This is a genomic window from Herminiimonas fonticola (assembly GCF_003293745.1).
Classification (GTDB): Bacteria; Pseudomonadota; Gammaproteobacteria; order Burkholderiales; family Burkholderiaceae_D; genus Oxalicibacterium; species Oxalicibacterium fonticola.
In genome coordinates this window covers 1,212,997-1,234,830 of the sequence record NZ_PTLZ01000001.1, presented here as the reverse complement: position 1 = coordinate 1,234,830, position 21,834 = coordinate 1,212,997, and the positions used below count along the sequence as shown (strand labels likewise).

Sequence of the window (21,834 nt, the reverse complement as noted above, 5' to 3'; positions counted from 1 at the left end):
GTAAGGTACTGTCTTCTTACTCAACGCACTGGCAGGAATTGCAGCAAGGACCCGCCAAACAAATTTTGCACATAGTTAATACCAACCCGCCGGTATTTTTCAGTCACGAATTCGGCCAACAGATCGAGGCGTCCGACGATCTTGCCGAATTCGCGCTCGAAGCTTAAATTACGCCCGCTCTCGCTGATATCGTCGGACAGCAGCAATATCTTCCCTGTCGCATCGCGGCGACTGCCCATCAACCAGATGGCGATTTCGATATTGCGTGCCGCGTTGTAAAGATGTTGTGCATCCAGGCCGTCGATCAAAAAGAATTCAGTCTTGCCATCATGCGCGGTGATGATCATGTCGGTGGACGCATAGATGAATGCGGCCACCCGATCACCGCTGAAATCAGGCGTCAAGGCCAGCGATAGAGCCTTGATATCACGCTGCCCCTGCAGCCCCGGCCATACCTGTCTTTGCTCTATCGCGTTACGTACGCGTTTGACCGCATCTTCGCGGGTGGCAGCAGTCTTTTTCCATTCGGCTGGATTGCGCCGGTACAGCTTGTCCATTAACAGATAGAGGCTGTCCAGATTGTCGCGCATGGCGATGGTGGCGATACGATTGGTATCGGACTGCCCCATTTCCTTGCCACTGGTAGACGCGCCCTTGACTTCCCCGCGCGGTGCCGGCGTTGCCGTGCAACCCGCCAATACGGCACACATGCACAACAGCCAGCAAGCGCGGCGCGATCCTTCCATATTTGTTACTCCCTTATTAATTTTTATAAAAAAAGGACCGTAAAAACTGAAAACAATTCAATCCGCAAGACTGTATCCAGGACAGGCTTAAAACACAGTGTGGCTCGCGTATAATGTCCGGTTTTACCGCAAAAGAAAATACTATGGAAGCCGAACGCCTCAATTCCCTCGAATCCCTGCTCGCCGATCTCACGACTCGCGCGACCGAACTTCGGAGGTATCTTTGACTTCGATATCAAGTCAGAGAAACTAGACCAAGTCAACGGCGAACTGGAAGATCCTAAAGTCTGGGATGACCCAAAACGCGCCCAGGAACTGGGCAAAGAAAAGAAATCGCTGGAAGCGATCGTGCATACCCTCATCAAGGTCGATGCCGAGCTGAAAGACGCGCACGACCTGTTCGCGATGGCACGTGAAGAAAAAGACGAAGACACCATCGTCGCGATTGAAGCGGATACACAAGAACTGCTGAAGATCGTCGAAGGCATGGAATTTCGCCGCATGTTCAGCGGCCCCATGGATGCGAATAATTGCTTCATCGATATCCAGGCCGGTGCCGGCGGTACCGAGGCACAGGATTGGGCATCGATGCTGTTGCGCCAGTATCTGCGCTATTGCGAACGCAAAGGCTTCAAGGTTGAAGTCCTGGAACAATCCGATGGCGAGGTTGCGGGTATTAAAACTGCCACACTGAAAGTCGAAGGCGAATACGCCTACGGCCTGCTGCGCACCGAAACCGGCGTGCATCGCCTGGTACGCAAATCCCCATTCGATTCTGCCAACGGTCGCCACACGTCTTTCTCCAGCCTGTTCGTGTATCCCGAAGTCGATGATTCGATCGAGATCGACATCAACCCAGCCGACGTGCGCATTGATACCTATCGCGCGTCCGGCGCCGGTGGCCAGCACATCAACAAAACCGATTCTGCTGTGCGTCTAACGCATGGTCCATCCGGTATCGTCGTGCAGTGCCAGAACGATAGATCACAGCACCGTAACAAGGCCGAAGCATGGGACATGCTGAAAGCCAAGCTGTTTGAACTGGAAATGCGCAACCGCATGAGCGAACAGCAAAAACTGGAAGACTCCAAAACCGATGTCGGCTGGGGTCATCAGATCCGCTCTTACGTGCTGGATCAGTCGCGCATCAAGGATTTGCGCACCGGCTTTGAAACCGGTAATACCAAGGCAGTGCTGGATGGCGATCTGGACGACTTTATCGCCGCATCGCTGAAGCAAGGCGTTTAATTCACCTTTATTCACCTGCATCAACACGCTTGTCACTGCTTCATTTTTAATCGCATTCACTTAACAGATTGTCCCCATGACTACGCATAACGACGACGCTGCAGCATCGCTACCGATAGACGAAAACAAAATCATCGCCGAGCGCCGCGCCAAGCTGAGCGCCTTGCGCGAGCAAGGCATTGCCTTCCCTAATGACTTCCGCCCGCAGCACAAGGCGGCTGATCTGCAGGAAAAGTATGCCGGCAAGACACGCGAAGAACTGGAAGCAGAATCTGTCACCGTCGTGCTGGCAGGTCGCATGATGCTGAAACGTGAAGCGGGCAAGAAAGCTGCATTCGCAACTTTGCAGGATGCATCCGGCCCGAAAGCCGATGGCCGCATCCAGATCTACGCGACACTGGATCTGACCGGCGAAGCGGCGATGGCTGCGCTGCATCACTATGACCTCGGCGATATCCTGGGTGTCAGCGGCACACTGTTCAAAACCAAGACCGACGAATTGACGATCAAGGTGTCCGAACTGCGCCTGATCACCAAATCGCTGCGTCCGCTGCCGGACAAATTCCATGGCCTGGCCGATCAGGAAACCAAATATCGTCAGCGTTACGTTGATCTGATCATGAATGAAGACACGCGTCGTACCTTCAAGGCGCGTACTGCTGCGATCTCATCGATTCGTCGCTTCATGGAAAAGAACGAGTTCATGGAAGTGGAAACGCCGATGCTGCACACGATTCCCGGTGGCGCAGCGGCCAAGCCTTTCACGACTCATCACAATGCACTCGACATGCAAATGTTTTTGCGTATCGCGCCTGAGCTGTACCTGAAACGGCTGGTCGTCGGCGGTTTCGATCGCGTGTTCGAGATCAACCGCAACTTTCGTAACGAAGGTGTATCGATCCGTCACAATCCTGAATTCACGATGATGGAATTCTATGCGGCCTACACCGATTACAAATGGTTGATGGATTTCACCGAAGCAGTAATTCGCCAGGCGGCAATCGATGCGCATGGCACAGCGACACTGACTTACGGTGGTCGCGAGCTGGATCTGGCTAAACCCTTCCATCGTTTGACGATTGTTGAAGCGATCAACAAGTACGCACCTGGCTATAGTGCTGAACAACTCAACGATGCAGAATTCATCAAGAAAGAACTGCTGAAATTCGGCGTCAAACCGCATGCACATTCCGGCCTCGGTGCCTTGCAACTCGCACTGTTTGAAGAAACTGCGGAAGCGCAACTGTGGGAACCAACCTACATCATCGATTATCCGGTTGAAGTGTCACCACTGGCACGCGCATCGGACACCGTCACCGGCATTACCGAGCGCTTTGAGTTGTTCATGGTTGGTCGCGAAATCGCCAACGGCTTCTCCGAATTGAACGATGCAGAAGATCAGGCAGCGCGCTTCCAGGCGCAAGTCGCCGCGAAAGATGCGGGCGACGAAGAAGCAATGTTTTACGACGCTGACTATATACGCGCGCTGGAATACGGCATGCCACCAGCCGGCGGTTGCGGCATCGGCATTGATAGGCTGATGATGATCATCACCGATTCGCCTAATATCCGCGACGTATTGCTGTTCCCGCATCTGCGCCGCGAAGATTAAGTTCCCGCAAGGAAACCAGAAAAAAGGACTGCTACGGCAGTCCTTTTTTATTACGGCAACTAATGATTGCTACCCCTTCATGGTTACATCAACTTACATCTGACACAGGTTTAAGCTTTCTATTTGCTTCAAGCGGAGCAATACTTTGTTCACATTAACAAATCGTGGAAATGCCCACATCCGGAGGATTTATGGAAACCAACAATAATTCAAAACGTATTCATCCCCTCGTTGCTGCCGCTGCCGTCGGCGTATTGCTCGTCAGTCTGGTCGGCGTTGCTGCAATGACCGGTATGCTCCCAAATTCAAATAGCGAGGGCTCGCAAAAAGAAGCCATCGCTGCCTTGGAAAAAGACGCTGCAGATAAAGCGGCAGCAGCACAAGCTGCTGAAGATAAAGCATATCAAGCACGTAAAGAAGCGGACGAACGCCAGGCTGCAGCAAGCAAGACAGCCAATCAAGCCAAATCCAGCTCCTCTACCAAGGTTGCACAAGCACAAATTTGCTACGACTGCGGTCGTATCGAATCGATACGTTCAGTACAAACCCAGGCTAAACCGAGCGGTGTTGGTATCGTTGGCGGCGCAGTAGTGGGCGGCTTGCTGGGCAATCAGATCGGTAACGGCAATGGTCGCAGTCTGGCAACGGTTGCTGGTGCAGTAGGTGGCGGCTATGCCGGTAACGAAATTGAAAAACGTACGCGCACCGCGACAACATATGAAGTACGTGTACGCATGGAAGATGGCAAGATCCGCACCTTCCCTTACGATCATCAGCCAAACTGGAACACAGGTGATCGTGTTCGCGTAGTAGATGGTTATTTGCGCGCGCGTTAATCTGTAAGCGGAAACAAAAAAGAGCGGCAAATTGCCGCTCTTTTTTATGTCCTGCGATTCCCTACTGAACTCAGATCAGTCTGTTGCCGCAATTATTCCAGGCTTTATTCCGCTTCTTCTATCCAGGCCTGTTGAATTGCTTCCAGAATTTTCTCACCGGAACGATCAGGTGCGTCATCAAAGTCTTCCAGCTCACAGACCCATTTATGCAAATCGGTAAAGCGCACAGTCAGCGGGTCAATATCAGGAAATTTATCCCTCAACTCTTCCGCAATACGGATGGTATCTGTCCATTTCATCGCAAGCTCCTCAGTTCTTTTTAGTGATTTTCGCTAGCGTGGTTGATCGTGTAACGCGGGATTTCCACCACCAGATCTTCGTTTGCCACAATAGCCTGACACGACAGGCGCGATGCCGCTTCCAGGCCCCACGCTTTATCGAGCAAATCTTCTTCGGTCTCACCCGCTTCGTTCAGCGAATTGAAGCCTTCGCGCACGATCACGTGACAGGTCGTGCAGGCACAGGATTTCTCACATGCATGTTCGATATCGATATCGTTTTCAAGCAAGGCATCGCATATCGATTTTCCGGCTGGCGCTTCAATCACGGCGCCGTCAGGGCACAAGGCATGGTGGGGAAGAACAACAATTTGCGGCACTTGGTTTACCTCGAAAGTTAAATGTTATTACGTTGAAAAACGGCATCTACTTTGCCGATTTCCTCAACGCCATGCTGCTTTTTTGCCCAGCTAAACAAGGGCAAATGATCAATCAAATCTCGTCCAGTTTCTTGCCCGACAAGGCAGTGCGTACGCTTCTATCCATTCTACGCGCGGCAAATTCTTCTGTCCCGTGCGCCAGTGCATCGACCGCCGCCTTGATCGCTACGTGATCAGTGCCGTCACCAGTCTGCCGGACCTTTTCAAGCAAAGCGATGACATCTTTTTGCTCATCATCCGATAGCAAGTTCGCATCGGCATCCAGCGCCGATTGCGTCGCCAATACAATACGTTCTGCTTCCACCTGCTCTTCGCGCAAGGCACGCAAAGCCATATCCACATCTGCCGATTTGAATGAATCCTGCAGCATTTGCGAGATCTGATCGTCGGCCAAACCGTATGAAGGTTTGACACTGATCGATGCTTCTACGCCTGAACGCAACTCGCGTGCAGAAACCGACAGCAAACCATCGGCGTCCACTTGATAAGTTACGCGTATGCGCGCCGCACCAGCCGCCATAGGCGGAATGCCGCGCAATTCAAACTTTGCCAATGAACGGCAATCCGTTACCAACTCGCGTTCGCCCTGCACGATATGCACGGCGAGCGCCGTCTGGCCATCCTTGAAGGTCGTGAATTCTTGGGCACGCGCGCATGGAATCGTCGAATTACGCGGGATAACTTTTTCTACCAGGCCGCCCATGGTTTCGATACCCAGCGACAGTGGAATCACATCCAGCAACAACCAGTCATCTCCAGCAGCACGATTGCCAGCCAGCAGATTCGCCTGAATTGCAGCACCCAGCGCCACTACTTTATCGGGATCGATGTTCGCCAAAGGCGTGGTCTGGAAAAAATCGCCAACAGCTTTTCGTATATGCGGCATGCGTGTTGCACCGCCAACCATCACCACACCATCAACATCATCCACAGTCAGGTCTGCATCGCGCAAAGCCTTCTTGGTTGGCGTAATCGTCTTCGCGACCAGATGCTGCGTGATCTGGATAAAATCTGCCGCGGTTACTGTGACATGTACTTCTTCGCCGGACGTCAGCACAGCGTCGATATGCGTTTCCGATTTCGACGACAACAGTTCTTTCGCTTCGCGTGACTTGACCATCAGGATGCTGGTATCGATATCCGATAAAGGTGCCAGATTGGATTGCTCGATAATCCAGCAAAACAAACGATGATCGAAATCGTCACCGCCCAGCGCAGAATCGCCGCCGGTAGACAGCACTTCAAACACGCCTTTAGTCAATTTCAGAATAGATACGTCGAAGGTGCCGCCGCCCAGATCGTAGACGGCGAACACGCCTTCCGACGCGTTGTCGAGTCCATAGGCAATCGCTGCTGCAGTCGGCTCATTCAGCAAACGTAATACGTTCAGACCAGCCAATTTGGCTGCGTCTTTCGTCGCCTGGCGTTGCGCATCGTCGAAATATGCAGGCACGGTAATCACTGCCCCCACCAGCTCATCGCCCAATGCGTCTTCAGCTTGCTGGCGCAAGGTCGCGAGAATCTCTGCCGATACTTCAACCGGGCTCTTAACGCCGGCAACGGTTTTCAATTGCACCATACCCGGCGTATCGAGAAAATCGTAAGGCAGATTTTCAGCGTACGCGATGTCTTTCAAGCCGCGCCCCATGAAGCGCTTGACGGAAACGATCGTGTTCTTCGGATCGGCATTCTGCGCCGCTTGCGCCTTGTAGCCGATATGCGCATTACCATTTTTCAGGTAATGCACAACCGACGGCAGCAATGAGCGCCCTTCTTCATCGGTCAATACTTCTGGAATGCTGTTGCGCACAGTGGCAACCAGCGAATTAGTCGTACCGAGATCGATACCAACGGCCAGCCTGTGCTGATGCGGTGCGGTAGACATGCCGGGTTCGGCGATTTGAAGTAGAGCCATATTCGTTTGTAACTTATCTCAGGTAAGTCGCTGCCATCGTTAATCGACGACAGCGGACAACAATGCTAGTCCGGTAACGTATCCAGCGCGATGGATACTTCATCTGCAAATTTTTCGAGGAACATCAACTGCCGCACCAAACCGGCCGCCTGCGTAAAATCGTTGGCGTCCAGCAATTGGGCGATCTCTAACAACTCTATCTTGCGTGCGCTGCGAATGTCGTCATCCAGCGTTTCCAGCTCAGCTCTATTCTTTTGCGCGCGCGCTTCACTGAGCGCTTCACGCCATTCCATTTGTTGCATCAGGAACTCGACCGGCATCGCCGTATTCGATTCTGTCTGCAGATCGACGCCATTCAACTCGCACAAATATGCTGCGCGCTTGAATGGACTTTTTAATGTCTTGTACGCTTCGTTCGCGCGCGTAGCCCATTGCATCGCAACACGCTTTTCAGCATCGGAGGCATTTGCGAACTTGTCTGGATGGACCTGATTCTGCACGCTGTGATAAGCGCTATCGAGTGCGCTGGCATCAATCGTGAAACGTTGCGGCAGATGAAAAAGGTCGAAGTGGTTTTGCATTTCTTGTGCGCTGGCGGTCGGCTGGCTTATCTTGCGATGCAGCGCTATCGCTGCCGAATGATTGATGCATCAAATAAAAGAGCCTGCACACGTTCTACAGGCTCTATCGGAACAAAACATCTGTTGACATCTGCGGCAATTTTCGCCGTACAGTCGTCACGTATCAAATACGGAAGCTTTCGCCACAACCGCATTCATCCTTGACGTTCGGGTTATGGAATTTAAAGCCTTCGTTCAAACCTTCTCGCGCAAAATCCAGCTCTGTGCCATCGATATACGGCAAGCTTTTAGGATCAACAAAGACCTTCACGCCATGCGATTCAAATACGCTATCTTCGGTCGCGCTTTCGTCCACGTATTCCAGCTTGTACGCGAGGCCGGAGCACCCGGTCGTGCGCACGCCGAAACGAAGGCCGATACCTTTTCCGCGCCGTTCCATGTAGCGATTGATGTGTTTCGCTGCTTTTTCAGTCAATGTAATAGCCATGATTCTTCGCTCAAAAAGATTGTCGTTGAAGCGCGCAGAAAATGCTGCGCGAACCAACAAACTTAAGCCGCTTTTTCCGTTTCTACGACGCCATGCTTGGTTTTGTAATCCAGCACTGCAGCCTTGATCGCATCTTCAGCCAGAATCGAGCAGTGAATTTTCACTGGTGGCAATGCCAGCTCTTCGGCGATTTGCGTGTTCTTGATCGCCAGCGCTTGATCCAGCGTCTTGCCTTTGACCCATTCGGTCACCAGCGACGACGATGCAATCGCCGAACCGCAACCGTAGGTTTTGAATTTTGCATCTTCGATCAAGCCGTCTGCACCGACCTTGATCTGCAGTTTCATGACGTCGCCGCAAGCCGGCGCACCAACCATGCCGGTACCGATAGTGTCATCACCTTTATCGAACGCACCAACGTTGCGTGGATTTTCGTAATGATCGAGAACTTTGTCTGAGTAAGCCATTTTGATGCTCCTAGTTAAACCTTGCTTCTGCTTTATTTGCAGAAACAAAAACGATTAGTGTGCCGCCCATTGAATCGTGCTGATGTCGATCCCGTCTTTGTACATATCCCACAGCGGCGACAATTCACGCAGCTTGGTGACTTTTTCCTTGATCAGATTGATCGTGAAATCCACGTCTTCTTCGGTAGTAAAACGACCGAAAGTAAAACGAATCGAGCTATGTGCCAGTTCGTCGCTACGACCTAGCGCTCTCAATACATAAGATGGTTCCAGACTGGCCGAAGTACAAGCCGAACCTGAAGAAACAGCCAAATCCTTGATTGCCATGATCAGCGACTCACCTTCAACGTAGTTGAAACTGACGTTCAGGTTGTGCGGTACGCGGTGATCCATATCGCCATTGATATAGACCTCCTCCATATCCATCAAGCCTTTGGCCAGACGATCGCGCAAACCCTTGATACGGACGATTTCTTCATCCATTTCTTCGCGGGCGATACGGAAAGCCTCACCCATGCCGACGATCTGATGCGTTGCCAGCGTGCCCGAACGCAAGCCGCGCTCATGACCGCCACCGTGCATTTGTGCTTCGATACGCACACGCGGTTTGCGACGCACATACAAGGCGCCTATGCCTTTAGGGCCGTAGGTTTTGTGCGCGGTAAATGTCATCAGGTCGACTTTGGTTTTTTCCAGGTCGATTTTGACTTTGCCGGTTGCCTGCGCAGCGTCGCAATGGAAAATGATGCCCTTGCTGCGGCAAAGTTCACCGATTTCATCGATAGGCTGAATCACGCCGATTTCATTGTTGACCAGCATGACCGATACCAGGATCGTGTCTGGGCGAATCGCTTCAGCCAACTGCTCAATCGTGATCAAGCCATTGTCTTGTGGTTGCAAATAAGTTGCTTCAAAACCCTGGCGCTCCAATTCACGCACGGTATCCAGCACAGCTTTGTGCTCGGTCTTCACCGTGATGATGTGCTTACCCTTGGTTTTATAGAATTGTGCTGCGCCTTTGAGCGCCAGGTTGTTGCCCTCCGTTGCACCCGAAGTCCAGATGATTTCGCGCGTATCCGCATTCACCAGTTTGGCGACTTGTTCACGCGCATCTTCCACCGCTTTTTCTGCCGTCCAGCCGTACATATGGCTGCGCGAAGCCGGATTACCGAACTGCTCGCGCAGATAAGGAATCATCTTGTCGGCTACACGTGGATCGATAGGCGTCGTCGCCGAGTAATCCATATAAATCGGAAAGTGCGGCGCCTTGATCGTATCTATCAAGCTTTTATCTAACGGGGCATTCATCTTTTATAGCTCCAATAATCAAACGGCTGCGTGGTTACGGTGCACCACCACCACGCATTGTTCAGAAATCTTTTGTTTTTGCTGATCGACCAAGTCTTTCAAAGACACAGAATCGAGATAATCCACCATTTTTGCATTCAGCGTTGCCCACAGGTCATGTGTCATGCAACGTCCACCATGTTCATGCTCGGGGCTGTGGCAATTTTCCTTGCCGCCGCATTGTGTTGCATCCAGCGGCTCATCAACTGCAATGATGATATCGGCGACCGTTACATCCTCTGCACGTCGCGCCAGGTTGTAACCACCACCCGGCCCGCGTACCGACTCCACGATTTCATGGCGACGCAATTTGCCAAACAATTGCTCCAGATACGACAGAGAAATTTCTTGCCGCTGGCTAATACCGGCGAGCGTCACGGGACCATTGTCCTGACGCAATGCCAAGTCAATCATTGCTGTTACAGCAAAACGTCCTTTAGTCGTCAAACGCATTAAATACCGCCTCTAGAATCAACCTGAGTGTAATCACCCGAGTTGTTGATCGATTTGGTCAAGTATAACAAACTTGACTGAATCTGTCAGGTACTCGCTTTTTCCCAATCCGCCCAGCTTGGATGGGTATAAGGACATCCGATTTCCACACATCAATTTTATTCCCTAACCATCCGCTCGACATTGACCGGCGTCACTAAGCGGAGATTTTGCTATATGCGCATATTCAAAAATTTCCCTCGGCAAACACCCATAACTGATGTCTTCATGAGCTCACTTAACCTCTCATCATCTCAACCCAGAAACCGCAGTCAAGTACCAGCAAAATGAACCAAAATAAAAACTTTGAACGATCATTCAGTTACTTGATTAACAAATACAAATCCCGCACAAAAAATAGAACAAAAATCGATATTCCGAGGGGCATCAACACATGTCTTGCGGATACTTTATATTTTGAGCGAATATTCAATTTATAATGAGTGCCATATTAATTGACTGAAACTTCGTTTCGATATCCGCAATGGCCACACGCATTACCAAGACCCCGCAATCCCCCACTCAAAAAGCCGACAAAAAACGAGTCGAGGTCCTGAAGGCTGCCGGCAAATGTTTCCGCAAAACCGGCTTCCACCAAACCTCCATGCAGCAGATTTGCGCCGAAACCGGCTTGGGTCCTGGCGCGGTTTATCGTTATTTCACTGGCAAGGAAGCCATCATCGAAGCGATGGTTGAAGACGAGCGTCGCCAGGCGCGCGCCATGTTGCTGCAAATGCGCGATGCCGAATCCATACAGGCTGCCTTGAGCGCCATCACACGCCAGTTTGCCGAACGCTATCGCGCTGGCGGCGATGCCAGCCTGATGACCGAGGTTTATGCCGAAGGCATGCGTAGCAAACGGGTGGGCGCCGTTTTACGCAAGATAGAAGCGGAATGGATCATGGGATTGACCAATCTGTTGCGCATTGCACAGGCGCGTGGGCAGATAGACGCGTCGCTTGATGCCGCGCAAACAGCCTTGTTCCTGACCGGCATGTGGGATGGGATGGTGATACGCCAGCATTTTCATGCGCATGAAGATCCGCAGGCGCTGCCGAATTTCTTTGAAACCATGATTGCGCGACTGCTGGCAAAGGATAACAAGGTCAGTGGCAAGCCATTGACGACGCCACCCATCGAGAACTCATTGTTTGCCGAAGAATTGAAGAAGCGCGCAGAGTCGGAAGATCTGCGCCAGCTCAGTCTGATTTAAACCGAATTCTTTTTCAGCAGATGCATGGCGCCGAAAAGCTCCTGCATCACCGGATTGGCAATAAAGCTCAGGTTGTATGGATGCTCGGAGACTTTTTTCGGAAAGCGAGCACTCTCAGGTAAAGCCTCCAACTGTACGGCAATTTTCCCCCACAACACCAAGCTTGGTGGCTGCTCTGCCCCCCGATCTGCGTGATCTGCCAAGGCTGCCAGCACCGTTTGCAAAAACGGTATCCACGGCTTGGCTTCCTTCACCGGCGGCACATGTGAACGGAAAACCAGCGCCGCATTCAGTAATAAAAAGCCGTGCGCGATCAGATTAGCCTGCAATTCCGGCAAGGTTTGAATCACGTTTGACGCTGGCGCCTGCGCCTTTGCAGATACACCCGCCAGCGCATCGCCTGTGGTTTGCGCTATGGCCAATTGACCATCCGTCACCAGCAACATCTTCATGAAATTGCGTAATGAGGTCGCGCGATTGACTTGTTTAGACAAGCCTTTCTCCGACCACAGGGAGCCAACTGCACCATCCATGAAGCAAACGCCAGTCGCACTGTCGGCCCGCGGATAAGGTCCTTCACCAACCAATACATAACGCACTGCGTCCAAAGGCTGGGCGAATGCAGCAAACAATCTGCCGCCATTCGGCAAGTAATTATCTTCGGCCAGCGCAGGTAAATAATCGGGAAATGCCTTGTGAACTGCGTTCAGGCCGGCCAATAGTATCGGGCGCCACGATGCGTCGGCGACGTCCAGCATAGCGAGGAAAGATGATGGAATAGCTTGCATGCAGTTTAAAGCCAAAGGTTTACAGCCTGAGTTTCATACAGGCCGACGAAAGCAGCGATTGTAGCCGCAAGATACAGACACAAGTCGAATTGCTGTTCGTCACAACCTTCATTTCAATCCAGCATAAGCGCTAAAAATTATGCGCCAGCCAAGGATTCGATAGTGTCCGTCCCGGATGCGCCAAACAATTGCTCCTTCAATATTCGCAACTGATCACGCACTTGCGCGGCTTTTTCGAACTCCAGGTTTTTTGCATGGCCAAGCATCTGTTTTTCCAGACGTTTGATTTCCTTGCTGACCTGCTTCTCGCTCATCGCTTCATACTTCGCATGCTCTTGTGCGGCATTCAACTCTTCGCGCGCTTCCTGCGGGCTGTACACACCATCGATCAATTCCCGAATATTTTTCTTGATACCCATCGGTGTGATGTTATTCGCAGTATTAAACGCGATCTGCTTGGCGCGACGGCGTTCAGTCTCGTCAATCGCGCGTCGCATCGAATCAGTTACCTTGTCGCCATAGAGGATAGCCATACCACTTAAATTACGCGCAGCACGGCCTATGGTTTGAATCAGACTGCGCTCGGAGCGCAGGAAGCCTTCCTTGTCCGCATCCAGAATCGCCACCAATGAAACCTCAGGCAAATCCAGACCCTCGCGCAACAAGTTAATACCCACCAGCACATCGAAAGTACCCAGACGTAAATCCCTGAGGATTTCCACGCGCTCAACGGTATCAATATCGCTGTGCAGGTAACGCACCTTGATACCGTTATCGCTCAAAAATTCGGTTAACTGCTCAGACATGCGCTTGGTCAGCGTCGTCACCAACACACGCTCATGTTTTTTCACGCGCTCGGTAATTTCCGACATCAGGTCATCGACCTGAGTCAAAGCCGGACGCACGCTGATCAAGGGATCGACCAGGCCGGTCGGACGCACAACCTGCTCTACTACCTGATCGGCATGCGTGTTTTCATAATCAGCTGGCGTGGCGGAAACAAATACCATTTGCCGCATTTTTCCTTCGAACTCATCAAAGCGCAGTGGCCGATTATCCAGCGCTGAAGGCAGGCGGAAACCGTAATCAACCAGATTGGTTTTGCGCGCCCTATCGCCGTTGTACATGCCATTGAGCTGTCCCATCAGCACGTGCGACTCATCCATGAACATCAGGGCGTCTTGAGGCAGATAATCGACCAGTGTTGGCGGCGGATCGCCTGCCTTGGCACCACTCAAGTGACGTGAATAGTTTTCGATGCCTTTGGTAAAACCGATTTCCTGCATCATCTCCAGATCGAACCTCGTACGCTGCTCCAGCCTTTGTTCTTCGATCAATCTGTTTTCCTTGCGGAAAAATTCCAGGCGATCTCGCAATTCATCCTTGATGGTTTCTATCGCACGCAACACGGTCGCACGCGGCGTCACATAATGCGAACCCGGATAAACGGTAAAACGTGGAATTTTTTGCCGTACGCGGCCGGTTAATGGATCGAATAGCTGCAGACTTTCAATTTCGTCATCGAACATTTCAATGCGAATTGCCAGCTCGGCATGTTCCGCCGGGAAGATATCGATGGTGTCGCCACGCACGCGGAAAGTCCCGCGGCCGAAATCGACTTCATTACGTGTGTATTGCATCGCGATCAAGCGCGCAATCACATCGCGCTGGCTGACTTTGTCCTTGGCACGCAAGGTCAGGATCATCTGATGGTATTCGGTCGGGTTACCAATACCGTAAATCGCCGAGACCGTTGCAATGATCACCACATCGCGACGCTCCATCAGCGATTTGGTGCAGGACAGACGCATCTGCTCAATATGTTCATTGATAGACGAATCTTTCTCAATAAACAAATCGCGCTGCGGCACATAAGCTTCAGGCTGGTAATAATCGTAATAACTGACGAAATATTCCACCGCATTCTGCGGAAAAAACTCGCGGAATTCGCTGTAAAGCTGCGCCGCCAAAGTCTTGTTCGGCGCAAACACAATCGCCGGGCGCCCCATGCGCGCAATCACGTTAGCGACGGTATACGTCTTGCCCGAACCCGTGACGCCAAGCAAGGTTTGGTAAAACAAGCCATCGTCTATGCCTTCCACCAGCTTTGCAATCGCGGTCGGCTGATCGCCGGCCGGAGGAAATGGCTGGTGCAGACGGAACGGGGAATTCGGGAAGGTAACAATTTTCGATTCGTCAACGGAATCGGTAACTTGGGATAAATCAGCCATTTAAATCCGACCTTTGGTAAAATAGTGAGTCGCATTTTCCGCAAGACTTATGGTCTTGCGCTCTATACAACCCCACTGCAAAACGACCGTTTGCAGCTAACTTTTGATGTTATCACGATGAACGCACCTCTTCCTGCTTCGCTCCTCAACGCCATTGAAATGGCGCCCCGTGACCCGATTCTTGGCATTACCGAGGCGTTTAACGCCGACAAGAATCCGAATAAGATCAATCTTGGCGTCGGCGTTTATAACGACGACAACGGCAAATTGCCGCTGCTGGAATGCGTGCGTAAAGCCGAATTGCAATTGATGGAAAAACTGTCGCCGCGCGGCTACCTGCCGATCGACGGCCTGGCCGCTTACGACAAGGCAGTACAAGAACTCGTATTTGGTGCCGATAGCTCGGTAGTCAAGGACAAACGTGCAGTGACCGCACAAGCAATCGGCGGCACAGGCGCATTGAAACTCGGCGCAGATTTCCTGAAACGCTTTGCGCCAAACGCGCAAGTCTGGATCAGCGATCCAAGCTGGGAAAACCACCGCGCTCTGTTTGAGTCGGCTGGCTTCGTCGTCAACAATTATCCATACTACGATGCAGCAACCCGTGGCGTAAATTTCGCCGGCATGCTGGATACACTTAAATCGATTCCTAGCGGCTCCATCGTTCTGTTGCACGCTTGCTGCCACAACCCAACCGGTGCCGATCTGAGCGACGCGCAATGGTTGGAAGTTCTGAACGTTGTGACAACACGCGGCTTGATTCCATTCCTCGACATGGCCTATCAAGGTTTTGGCGACGGCATTGAATCGGACGGCAAAGTCGTACGCCAGTTCGCTGAAGCAGGCGGCGCTGTATTCGTCTCCAACTCATTCTCCAAATCGTTCTCGTTGTACGGCGAACGCGTTGGTGCATTGAGCATCGTTTCCAGTAACGCAGAAGAAGCAGCACGCGTCCTGTCGCAATTGAAACGCGTCATCCGCACCAACTACTCCAACCCACCTATCCACGGCGGCCAAGTCGTTGCAACAGCTCTGGCATCACCAGAACTGCGCGCACTGTGGGAAGAAGAACTGGCGGGCATGCGCGTACGCATTCGTGAAATGCGTCAAGCGTTTGTGCAAAAATTGAAAGAACAGGCACCTGGCCACAATTTCGATTTCGTTATCGCACAACGCGGCATGTTCTCGTACTCAGGCTTGACCAAACCACAAGTAGATCGCCTGCGTGATGAGTTCTCGATTTACGCTGTCGACACCGGCCGTATCTGCGTCGCTGCGCTGAATACAAAAAACATCGATTACGTTATTGCAGCAATCGCAAAAGTTCTTTAATATTCGCGCCTGCAATAAATTTCTGCGTCAAGTAAACGAAGCAAAGAAATTTATTGCACAAGCTTTGACAAGCGAGCAAGAAACATCTTATAATCTCGCTTCTGTTCCCTGATAGCTCAGTTGGTAGAGCGACGGACTGTTAATCCGCAGGTCCCTGGTTCGAGTCCAGGTCGGGGAGCCACAGAATATGAAGGGCCTAGTTGAAAAACTAGGCCCTTTTCTTTTGTCCAATCCAGTTGGAGATAGAGCCAACGATGATCCGTAGAAGCGGATAGAAAAATCTCCGCATGACGAGGATTTTTAGATGCTGAAATATGCGCTTGGCATTCTTTCGAGTCATCTTGAATTCAGTTTTAAATTTAGGAGCTTGCATGTGGCAACCATCGAGCATACCTACGCAAATAAATACTCCCGACTTCCACTCCATAAATACGCGATCAAGTTCTTAGTCTGCTACAACAATTATGTAGCGCAGCCATAGAAGCAAGGGCAGACGCTAAACAGATGCGCGCGATTTAATATCCATTGAGATTTGAAAAAGTACATGATCGGATGTCCGCCTTTGCAAGGCAGTAAACACAAGATCAGTTGGATGAGCCGAGTTCCGCAAAACAATTAACAACTGTGTGGGCTTTTCTGTCGGAACAAAAGAGCTTCGAACTCTCCAATAGATAAAGGCCCGCTGAAAAAATAACCCTGAAACAATCCACAGCCATTTGCTAATAGAAAATTTCTTTGCTCTTCAGTTTCCACGCCTTCAGCTATCACCTCCAAATTCAAACTATGTGCCATGGCGATAATGGTCTGCACGACAATCGCGTCAGATGCCTTGAGCAGCATGTTATGCACGAAAGACTGGTCTATTTTGAGCTGATTTAACGGTAACCTGGTCAAGCCTGAAAGTGATGAATAGCCGGTTCCAAAATCATCCATGGAGAAACTAACGCCCAATTTTTTTATACTTTCCATCTTTATGGAAGTAGCTTCGACGTCGTGCATCATGCTTTCCGTCAATTCGAGTTTCAGGCGCGCTGGATTGATTCCACTCGCCGTAATCACATCGATTAACAAAGATACAAAGTCCTCCTGCAAAAACTGGCGTGCGCTAACATTCACGGCGATCTGAAGATCACTGGTACGCGGGTCTTTTTCCCAAGTCTTGATCTGCTCACAGGCTGTTTGCAGTACAAAAAGTCCAATGCCGATAATCAATCCGGTATCTTCGGCGATCTTGATGAAATCATTCGGCAATATCAGTCCCCGTTCGGGATTTCGCCACCTCACCAAAGCCTCCGCTGCGATAATTTTTCCGTCAGAGTTTAATTGCGGCTCGAAATAAACTTCCAGGTGGTGTTCTCTCAGTGCATATCGCAACTCCTGTGCGAGCTTTAAGTAAGCTGCTACAGTGGCTTGCATCTCCTCATTGAAAAAACATAAGGAGTTCCCCCCCCTCTTTTTTAGCTTGATACATCGCCATATCTGCATTCTGTAACAGCGCCTTGGGAGATTCGCCTCCCTCAAACATACAGACCCCAATGCTGGCAGTGCAAGTAAATTCACAATCAAGAAATTGATATGGCTTGGCTAAAGAAGTCAGAATTTCCCTGCCTATTGTCATTGCCTGCCGTGCCGCCTCCACTTCGCTCGCGTTTAAGTCGCTCACTAATACAACAAATTCGTCACCACCCAGCCTGGCGACAGTATCTTCATACCGCACGGAATGACGCAGACGCTCGCCAATTTCAATCAGCAATTGGTCTCCCGCAGCATGCCCCTTGGTGTCGTTAATTGTTTTGAAGTTATCCAGATCAAGGAATAATAGCGCGCCGCGCAAACCACCTTGTGGCAATTTGGCCAATATCCTGGTGAGTCTATTCTCTAGATGCAAACGATTAGGAAGTTGTGTCAGCGAATCATAAAATGCCAATCGCTTGATTTCTTCATGAGCGTTACTGTGAGTTATGTCATACAGAAAACCGACGTAAGATGAAACTGTCCCCTGATCTGGCTTGATCGATGAGATGTTGAGCCACCCGACAAAAGGATGCCCATCCTTGCGTCGTTCGTGTATTTCACCCTGCCAATGACCATGCGCCAGGATGGAGTCAAATATCAATTTATACGTTTCTTGTTCTGGACTTTCCGAACTGAGTAGCTGCACGCTCTTACCTCGCAGCTCTTGCCCTGTATAACCCGTTAGCTTGGTAAAGGTTTTATTGACATGCAGAATTATTCCGTCGGGATCTGTGATGCAAACTCCAGCAACAGATTCAAGTGCGCTAGCAGCGATCCGAAGCTTTTCTTGCCCCTTCTTCTGCGAAGTCATGTCAAACATGAGGTATCTGCAAGGTAACAACTGGCCGGCTGTATCTCTCAGGCCACTCGTACTTAGGGAGATGTGACGTGCGGCACCGTCTTTTGATAGCAGATCCAGCTCAAGACCTGAGAACTCAGATTGAGTGGCTAGTACGGATTCTGCCCATAGTTTTTCCTGACTATTGCTCGTCAAGAAGTCACTGAATTTCTTTTTACCTATTAATTCTTCTGAGGTGGAGGCCAGCCAGCGCACTACATGCGAGTCAACACTGAAGAAAGTACCGTCGGCAGCAAGGCTGTAACTGCCAAACGGCATTTGGTCATACAGAAGGGCAACTTCAGCTTCAAGCTTCTCAATCTTTTCTATAAAAAGGGCTTTTTCCTTTTTGAATCGGCAACTGTACATTTCGCCACCTTCAGAAAATAAGCACCGAATCAGCTACACAAATTTATAAAAAATAATGATGCAGCTATTGCTATACCAAGAATCAGATTTAAAAAAGACACCATTCCGGTTTTATTTGCAAAACGGGAATTAAATAATTTATTTCGCTAATGATTTCGCAACATCAGAAGCACGGTTTGCCATTTTGGCAGCCTCTGCCGCGGCTGAAGTTGCTCTTACTGTGGCATGTGCAGCCTCAGCCGAAGCTTGCACTGCCATTTCTTCTGCTTGAGCAGCAGCAGCAGATGCGGCGGCGGCGGCGGCAGCAGATGCGGCGGCGGCCGCTTCAGATGCGGCCAAAGCAGCTTGACCCGCCGCCTCTGCGGCAGCAGATGTGGCCTCAACCAATTGCGCTGAAGCAGAGGCCATCGCAGCGACCGTAGCACTCTTGCAAGCCATGGCTGCTTTTTCAGCGGCGGCAGCCGATCGCAATGCACACTCCAAGGCATTTTCGGTAAGCCCCTTCATCGTTTGAAGTGTTTCTGCATAGCGCTTATTAACGATCAGATAGCCATCCCGGAGAGAAGAGAAATCCGACTCTAATCGCGTCAGCCTGTCACTAATGATTTTGTCTGAATCTGTATTCATAAATTGCTATTTCCCGATAAGAATTAAGTAGCTCAATAAAACCGCTTTGCTAAATTCGATTATTGTCAAATCAATATATATCCGAAATGCCGCATGCCGCAACAAAAAACAAACAACAGAATCGATAATGCCAGTGCTGACTAAATATTGAGCAGCCATAGTATTGCGAATGCGTCGCTTTCATTTTCTTCTGTTGCTACAAGCAAGCGTGGCGCACTCAAATCAAAGCCTTGAATCCCTGAATTTGACTTGAGAGTGACGCGCATTAAGTTTGGCAACTGTCAAATCAAAACTCTGCCTCGCGTAACCTTTAGCAGAATAAGCAAGCCCAACTCCTAGCAGCCAAGGATCAATTTTGGCAGCGCTCAGTTGTCCCACTACGGTGCTTACATCGCTTCGACTCTCCAGAGCCATGCACCGGTGAGCAACTTGACGCTGGAAATCTGCGTGTAATTGATACCGGCTCCAACATACGGGCTGATCGTTTTTCCAGGTGTGGAGTGATATTGCACTATGAGTGTTGGCGGCCGATGTTTAAAGGTGCCAATCTCAGTACCGTCGAGGGAAGCTTTCTGCGTTTGCGGATAAATCAGCACCAACTCGGCTGTCCAATTCGTTGTAAAAAATACTGGCTAGAGAAACTAATGCGCTGCCAAGACTGACTTTTCACGATAACTCCGGCGTTGATGGGAACGAATACCAAGGTATCGCACCAACATTCTCAGAGCTTGATCTTGATCAAATATGTCGCAAACTAATGAAAAATATGGCCGGGCATAGAAGTATCTGCGCTGTGATACATCATGACTCACGCTGTATCACAGCCACGAGCGCTGCGATAAATATCGCTACGCGTCAGTGGAACCGCAGGTTTATCGCCCCCCGGTTTGGACGCGAGTATCTGATAAATGCCGGTGCCGCCAGATTCAAACTCCAGTGCACACGCAGCCATATAGAGACGCCAGACGCGATAAGCCGATTCGCTGACATATTCCAATACCTCTTCACGTCGCGCTTCCAGACGGCTGACCCAATGCCTGAGCGTCAGCGCATAGTGCGGGCGTAGCGCTTCTACATCATGGATTTCAAAACCGGTTTGCTCCATCCTGCGTTGGACATTACTGACCGTATCCAGCTCGCCATCGGGAAATACATAGCGATTGATGAACTCGGTATCGATCGTGCGTTGCCAGCCTTCTTCGTCGTGCGTAATACCGTGATTAAGGAATAGACCGCCAGGACGCAGCACGCGCTTGATGGCCGCGTTATACATAGGCTGATTCGCCAAACCTACATGTTCAAACATGCCGATGCTGGAAACCTTGTCGTAAACGGCCTCACCTTCCAGATCGCGATAATCACGCAACTCGACGGTCACCAGCTCATTCAATCCTTCCGCTGCGATACGTGCCTGCGCATACTCGTACTGCTTTTGACTCAGTGTGATGCCATGCGCACGCACGCCGTAATGACGCGCAGCCCAGCACACCATCGCGCCCCAACCGCAACCAACGTCAAGCAAGCGCTCTCCCGGTGCCAGCCGCAGCTTGCGGCAGATATGGTCGAGTTTATGTTCCTGTGCGTGCTCTAGCGTGTCATCCTCGGATTCAAAATAGGCGCAGGAATACACCATCTCCTTGTCTAGCCATAATTTATAAAACAGATTCGATACATCGTAGTGAAATGCGATGGCGGCCTGATCACTGACTTTTGAATGTCGATGCGAAAAACCACCGGCATCAAATGGAATGTTGGCGAGATTTTTTGGTTTTGCCGGCAAGCGCCAGGCATCGCGCACCAACGCCCAACGCACGCCTAGCGAAAAATTGAAAGTTTGAAAATACTGCTTCAATCCAAGCGCCGCATACAGATCGCCCTCAACATCAATCAAGCCATTAATGTAGGCATCGGCTAGCGGCAATGGGCTGTGTCCGAATATCAGTTTGCGCAAGACCACGGTATCTTTTAACAAGAGAGTAAATTTGGGTGTGGTGATTTCAATATGGTGCAGTTGGTCGTTCAACAAACGTAGCGCTGTCGCACCGGGAAAGTCCCGCAACAAATGAGTCAATATCCGCAATGCAGCATCCGCCTGCCCCGCCTCAATCGCATAGGAACTGCTAATCACATTATTGTTTCGATCATTCATTGCTGAAGCCCTATCTGAAAAATTCTGACGGGTTGCCCATGCAAGAAAATCGATAGGGCAAAAGTAAATTCTGCGCACAACAACAACCGGATACTCACATTCGAAGTATCAGAAAAATTATCTATAAATGAAATTAGGCTGCAGTTGCGTCCTTATGCATGACGACAACGATCTATGCATCTGCAATGCACGGACAAGAGCTTGATGAAAATGCGAATCAGATTGCATGTAATTTTCCTCTTACTTAAAAGCAGAAAAAAACGTTACGCCCATCTAGACCGACTTGATTTTTTACGAGAATACTAGAGCAACTCAGACATCCG

At 50.5% G+C, this 21,834-nt stretch carries 21 protein-coding genes and 1 tRNA gene; 6 read left to right on the top strand and 16 right to left on the bottom strand.

Annotated features, from left to right (window positions below):
- Positions 1–20 precede the first annotated feature (20 nt).
- The gene (locus Hfont_RS06140; RefSeq protein WP_112991400.1) at positions 21–746 is read right to left on the bottom strand and encodes a hypothetical protein; all 726 of its coding nucleotides are present in this window, start codon (positions 744–746) and stop codon (positions 21–23) included.
- 143 nt (positions 747–889) lie between these two features.
- On the opposite strand from Hfont_RS06140, the gene prfB reads away from it, so the two are divergent.
- From prfB to Hfont_RS06125, 3 genes are all read left to right on the top strand, one after another.
- Positions 890–1,994, top strand: a protein-coding gene (prfB, locus tag Hfont_RS06135; RefSeq protein ID WP_112991739.1) for a peptide chain release factor 2 whose coding sequence is annotated in 2 segments (ribosomal slippage) — positions 890–970 and positions 972–1,994 — 1,104 coding nt in all. Because the reading frame shifts where the segments join, the coding sequence is not laid out codon by codon here.
- A gap of 76 nt (positions 1,995–2,070) precedes the next feature.
- On the top strand, positions 2,071–3,606 hold the full coding sequence (gene lysS / locus Hfont_RS06130; protein ID WP_112991399.1) for a lysine--tRNA ligase: 1,536 nt from the start codon (positions 2,071–2,073) through the stop codon (positions 3,604–3,606).
- A gap of 191 nt (positions 3,607–3,797) precedes the next feature.
- Entirely contained in the window at positions 3,798–4,442 is a 645-nt protein-coding gene (locus Hfont_RS06125; protein WP_112991398.1) for a glycine zipper 2TM domain-containing protein, read from the top strand.
- 104 nt (positions 4,443–4,546) lie between these two features.
- Here the strand turns inward: Hfont_RS06125 and iscX are convergent, their stop codons facing one another.
- The 8 genes from iscX to iscR all read right to left on the bottom strand — a co-directional run bounded on the left by iscX (position 4,547) and on the right by iscR (position 10,410).
- Complete coding sequence (gene iscX / locus Hfont_RS06120) at positions 4,547–4,741, bottom strand: Fe-S cluster assembly protein IscX (protein ID WP_112991397.1); 195 nt, start codon at positions 4,739–4,741, stop codon at positions 4,547–4,549.
- A 20-nt stretch (positions 4,742–4,761) separates the two neighbouring features.
- Positions 4,762–5,100 carry an ISC system 2Fe-2S type ferredoxin gene (gene fdx / locus Hfont_RS06115; RefSeq protein ID WP_112991396.1) on the bottom strand — a complete coding sequence of 113 codons (339 nt, stop codon included), beginning with the start codon at positions 5,098–5,100 and terminating at the stop codon, positions 4,762–4,764.
- Between the two features lie 112 nt (positions 5,101–5,212).
- Positions 5,213–7,075: a Fe-S protein assembly chaperone HscA gene (gene hscA / locus Hfont_RS06110; protein WP_112991395.1), complete on the bottom strand. Its 1,863-nt coding sequence runs from the start codon at positions 7,073–7,075 to the stop codon at positions 5,213–5,215.
- Positions 7,076–7,140: 65 nt separating this feature from the next.
- Positions 7,141–7,656: a Fe-S protein assembly co-chaperone HscB gene (gene hscB / locus Hfont_RS06105; protein ID WP_112991394.1), complete on the bottom strand. Its 516-nt coding sequence runs from the start codon at positions 7,654–7,656 to the stop codon at positions 7,141–7,143.
- A gap of 163 nt (positions 7,657–7,819) precedes the next feature.
- Entirely contained in the window at positions 7,820–8,143 is a 324-nt protein-coding gene (gene iscA, locus Hfont_RS06100; RefSeq protein WP_112991738.1) for an iron-sulfur cluster assembly protein IscA, read from the bottom strand.
- A 62-nt stretch (positions 8,144–8,205) separates the two neighbouring features.
- Positions 8,206–8,610, bottom strand: coding sequence for a Fe-S cluster assembly scaffold IscU (gene iscU, locus Hfont_RS06095; protein WP_112991393.1), 405 nt, complete (start codon positions 8,608–8,610; stop codon positions 8,206–8,208).
- 54 nt (positions 8,611–8,664) lie between these two features.
- Positions 8,665–9,918, bottom strand: a complete 1,254-nt coding sequence (locus tag Hfont_RS06090; protein WP_112991392.1) for an IscS subfamily cysteine desulfurase — start codon at positions 9,916–9,918, stop codon at positions 8,665–8,667.
- A gap of 18 nt (positions 9,919–9,936) precedes the next feature.
- Positions 9,937–10,410: a Fe-S cluster assembly transcriptional regulator IscR gene (gene iscR, locus Hfont_RS06085; protein ID WP_012079108.1), complete on the bottom strand. Its 474-nt coding sequence runs from the start codon at positions 10,408–10,410 to the stop codon at positions 9,937–9,939.
- A 523-nt stretch (positions 10,411–10,933) separates the two neighbouring features.
- On the opposite strand from iscR, the gene Hfont_RS06080 reads away from it, so the two are divergent.
- Positions 10,934–11,662 carry a TetR/AcrR family transcriptional regulator gene (locus Hfont_RS06080; protein ID WP_112991391.1) on the top strand — a complete coding sequence of 243 codons (729 nt, stop codon included), beginning with the start codon at positions 10,934–10,936 and terminating at the stop codon, positions 11,660–11,662.
- Here Hfont_RS06080 and Hfont_RS06075 read toward each other — a convergent pair.
- On the bottom strand, positions 11,659–12,450 hold the full coding sequence (locus Hfont_RS06075; RefSeq protein WP_112991390.1) for a uracil-DNA glycosylase family protein: 792 nt from the start codon (positions 12,448–12,450) through the stop codon (positions 11,659–11,661). The genes Hfont_RS06080 and Hfont_RS06075 overlap by 4 nt on opposite strands.
- A gap of 137 nt (positions 12,451–12,587) precedes the next feature.
- Complete coding sequence (uvrB, locus tag Hfont_RS06070; RefSeq protein WP_112991389.1) at positions 12,588–14,681, bottom strand: excinuclease ABC subunit UvrB; 2,094 nt, start codon at positions 14,679–14,681, stop codon at positions 12,588–12,590.
- Between the two features lie 117 nt (positions 14,682–14,798).
- Between uvrB and Hfont_RS06065 the strand changes: the two genes are divergently transcribed.
- Both Hfont_RS06065 and Hfont_RS06060 read left to right on the top strand, forming a co-directional pair.
- Positions 14,799–16,013, top strand: coding sequence for an amino acid aminotransferase (locus Hfont_RS06065; RefSeq protein ID WP_112991737.1), 1,215 nt, complete (start codon positions 14,799–14,801; stop codon positions 16,011–16,013).
- 105 nt (positions 16,014–16,118) lie between these two features.
- Positions 16,119–16,194, top strand: a tRNA-Asn gene (locus tag Hfont_RS06060).
- Positions 16,195–16,628: 434 nt separating this feature from the next.
- Here the strand turns inward: Hfont_RS06060 and Hfont_RS06050 are convergent.
- The 5 genes from Hfont_RS06050 to Hfont_RS06030 form a co-directional block, all read right to left on the bottom strand.
- Positions 16,629–17,429, bottom strand: coding sequence for a putative bifunctional diguanylate cyclase/phosphodiesterase (locus tag Hfont_RS06050; protein WP_162845866.1), 801 nt, complete (start codon positions 17,427–17,429; stop codon positions 16,629–16,631).
- A 4-nt stretch (positions 17,430–17,433) separates the two neighbouring features.
- Positions 17,434–18,735, bottom strand: coding sequence for a diguanylate cyclase domain-containing protein (locus tag Hfont_RS06045; protein ID WP_112991386.1), 1,302 nt, complete (start codon positions 18,733–18,735; stop codon positions 17,434–17,436).
- A 138-nt stretch (positions 18,736–18,873) separates the two neighbouring features.
- Positions 18,874–19,362 carry a hypothetical protein gene (locus tag Hfont_RS06040; protein WP_133467269.1) on the bottom strand — a complete coding sequence of 163 codons (489 nt, stop codon included), beginning with the start codon at positions 19,360–19,362 and terminating at the stop codon, positions 18,874–18,876.
- A 386-nt stretch (positions 19,363–19,748) separates the two neighbouring features.
- Positions 19,749–19,958 carry an OmpW family outer membrane protein gene (locus Hfont_RS15300; RefSeq protein ID WP_421800980.1) on the bottom strand — a complete coding sequence of 70 codons (210 nt, stop codon included), beginning with the start codon at positions 19,956–19,958 and terminating at the stop codon, positions 19,749–19,751.
- 212 nt (positions 19,959–20,170) lie between these two features.
- Complete coding sequence (locus Hfont_RS06030; RefSeq protein ID WP_112991384.1) at positions 20,171–21,511, bottom strand: SAM-dependent methyltransferase; 1,341 nt, start codon at positions 21,509–21,511, stop codon at positions 20,171–20,173.
- Positions 21,512–21,834 lie beyond the last annotated feature (323 nt).

What these genes read in the sequence shown, in the direction of transcription:
- Hfont_RS06140 (WP_112991400.1), bottom strand. Translation starts at nt 746, where the DNA reads ATGGAAGGATCGCGCCGCGCTTGCTGGCTGTTGTGCATGTGTGCCGTA.
- lysS (WP_112991399.1), top strand. Translation starts at nt 2,071, where the DNA reads ATGACTACGCATAACGACGACGCTGCAGCATCGCTACCGATAGACGAA.
- Hfont_RS06125 (WP_112991398.1), top strand. Translation starts at nt 3,798, where the DNA reads ATGGAAACCAACAATAATTCAAAACGTATTCATCCCCTCGTTGCTGCC.
- iscX (WP_112991397.1), bottom strand. Translation starts at nt 4,741, where the DNA reads ATGAAATGGACAGATACCATCCGTATTGCGGAAGAGTTGAGGGATAAA.
- hscA (WP_112991395.1), bottom strand. Translation starts at nt 7,075, where the DNA reads ATGGCTCTACTTCAAATCGCCGAACCCGGCATGTCTACCGCACCGCAT.
- hscB (WP_112991394.1), bottom strand. Translation starts at nt 7,656, where the DNA reads ATGCAAAACCACTTCGACCTTTTTCATCTGCCGCAACGTTTCACGATT.
- iscA (WP_112991738.1), bottom strand. Translation starts at nt 8,143, where the DNA reads ATGGCTATTACATTGACTGAAAAAGCAGCGAAACACATCAATCGCTAC.
- iscU (WP_112991393.1), bottom strand. Translation starts at nt 8,610, where the DNA reads ATGGCTTACTCAGACAAAGTTCTCGATCATTACGAAAATCCACGCAAC.
- Hfont_RS06090 (WP_112991392.1), bottom strand. Translation starts at nt 9,918, where the DNA reads ATGAATGCCCCGTTAGATAAAAGCTTGATAGATACGATCAAGGCGCCG.
- iscR (WP_012079108.1), bottom strand. Translation starts at nt 10,410, where the DNA reads ATGCGTTTGACGACTAAAGGACGTTTTGCTGTAACAGCAATGATTGAC.
- Hfont_RS06080 (WP_112991391.1), top strand. Translation starts at nt 10,934, where the DNA reads ATGGCCACACGCATTACCAAGACCCCGCAATCCCCCACTCAAAAAGCC.
- Hfont_RS06075 (WP_112991390.1), bottom strand. Translation starts at nt 12,450, where the DNA reads ATGCAAGCTATTCCATCATCTTTCCTCGCTATGCTGGACGTCGCCGAC.
- uvrB (WP_112991389.1), bottom strand. Translation starts at nt 14,681, where the DNA reads ATGGCTGATTTATCCCAAGTTACCGATTCCGTTGACGAATCGAAAATT.
- Hfont_RS06065 (WP_112991737.1), top strand. Translation starts at nt 14,799, where the DNA reads ATGAACGCACCTCTTCCTGCTTCGCTCCTCAACGCCATTGAAATGGCG.
- Hfont_RS06050 (WP_162845866.1), bottom strand. Translation starts at nt 17,429, where the DNA reads ATGCAAGCCACTGTAGCAGCTTACTTAAAGCTCGCACAGGAGTTGCGA.
- Hfont_RS06045 (WP_112991386.1), bottom strand. Translation starts at nt 18,735, where the DNA reads ATGTACAGTTGCCGATTCAAAAAGGAAAAAGCCCTTTTTATAGAAAAG.
- Hfont_RS06040 (WP_133467269.1), bottom strand. Translation starts at nt 19,362, where the DNA reads ATGAATACAGATTCAGACAAAATCATTAGTGACAGGCTGACGCGATTA.
- Hfont_RS06030 (WP_112991384.1), bottom strand. Translation starts at nt 21,511, where the DNA reads ATGAATGATCGAAACAATAATGTGATTAGCAGTTCCTATGCGATTGAG.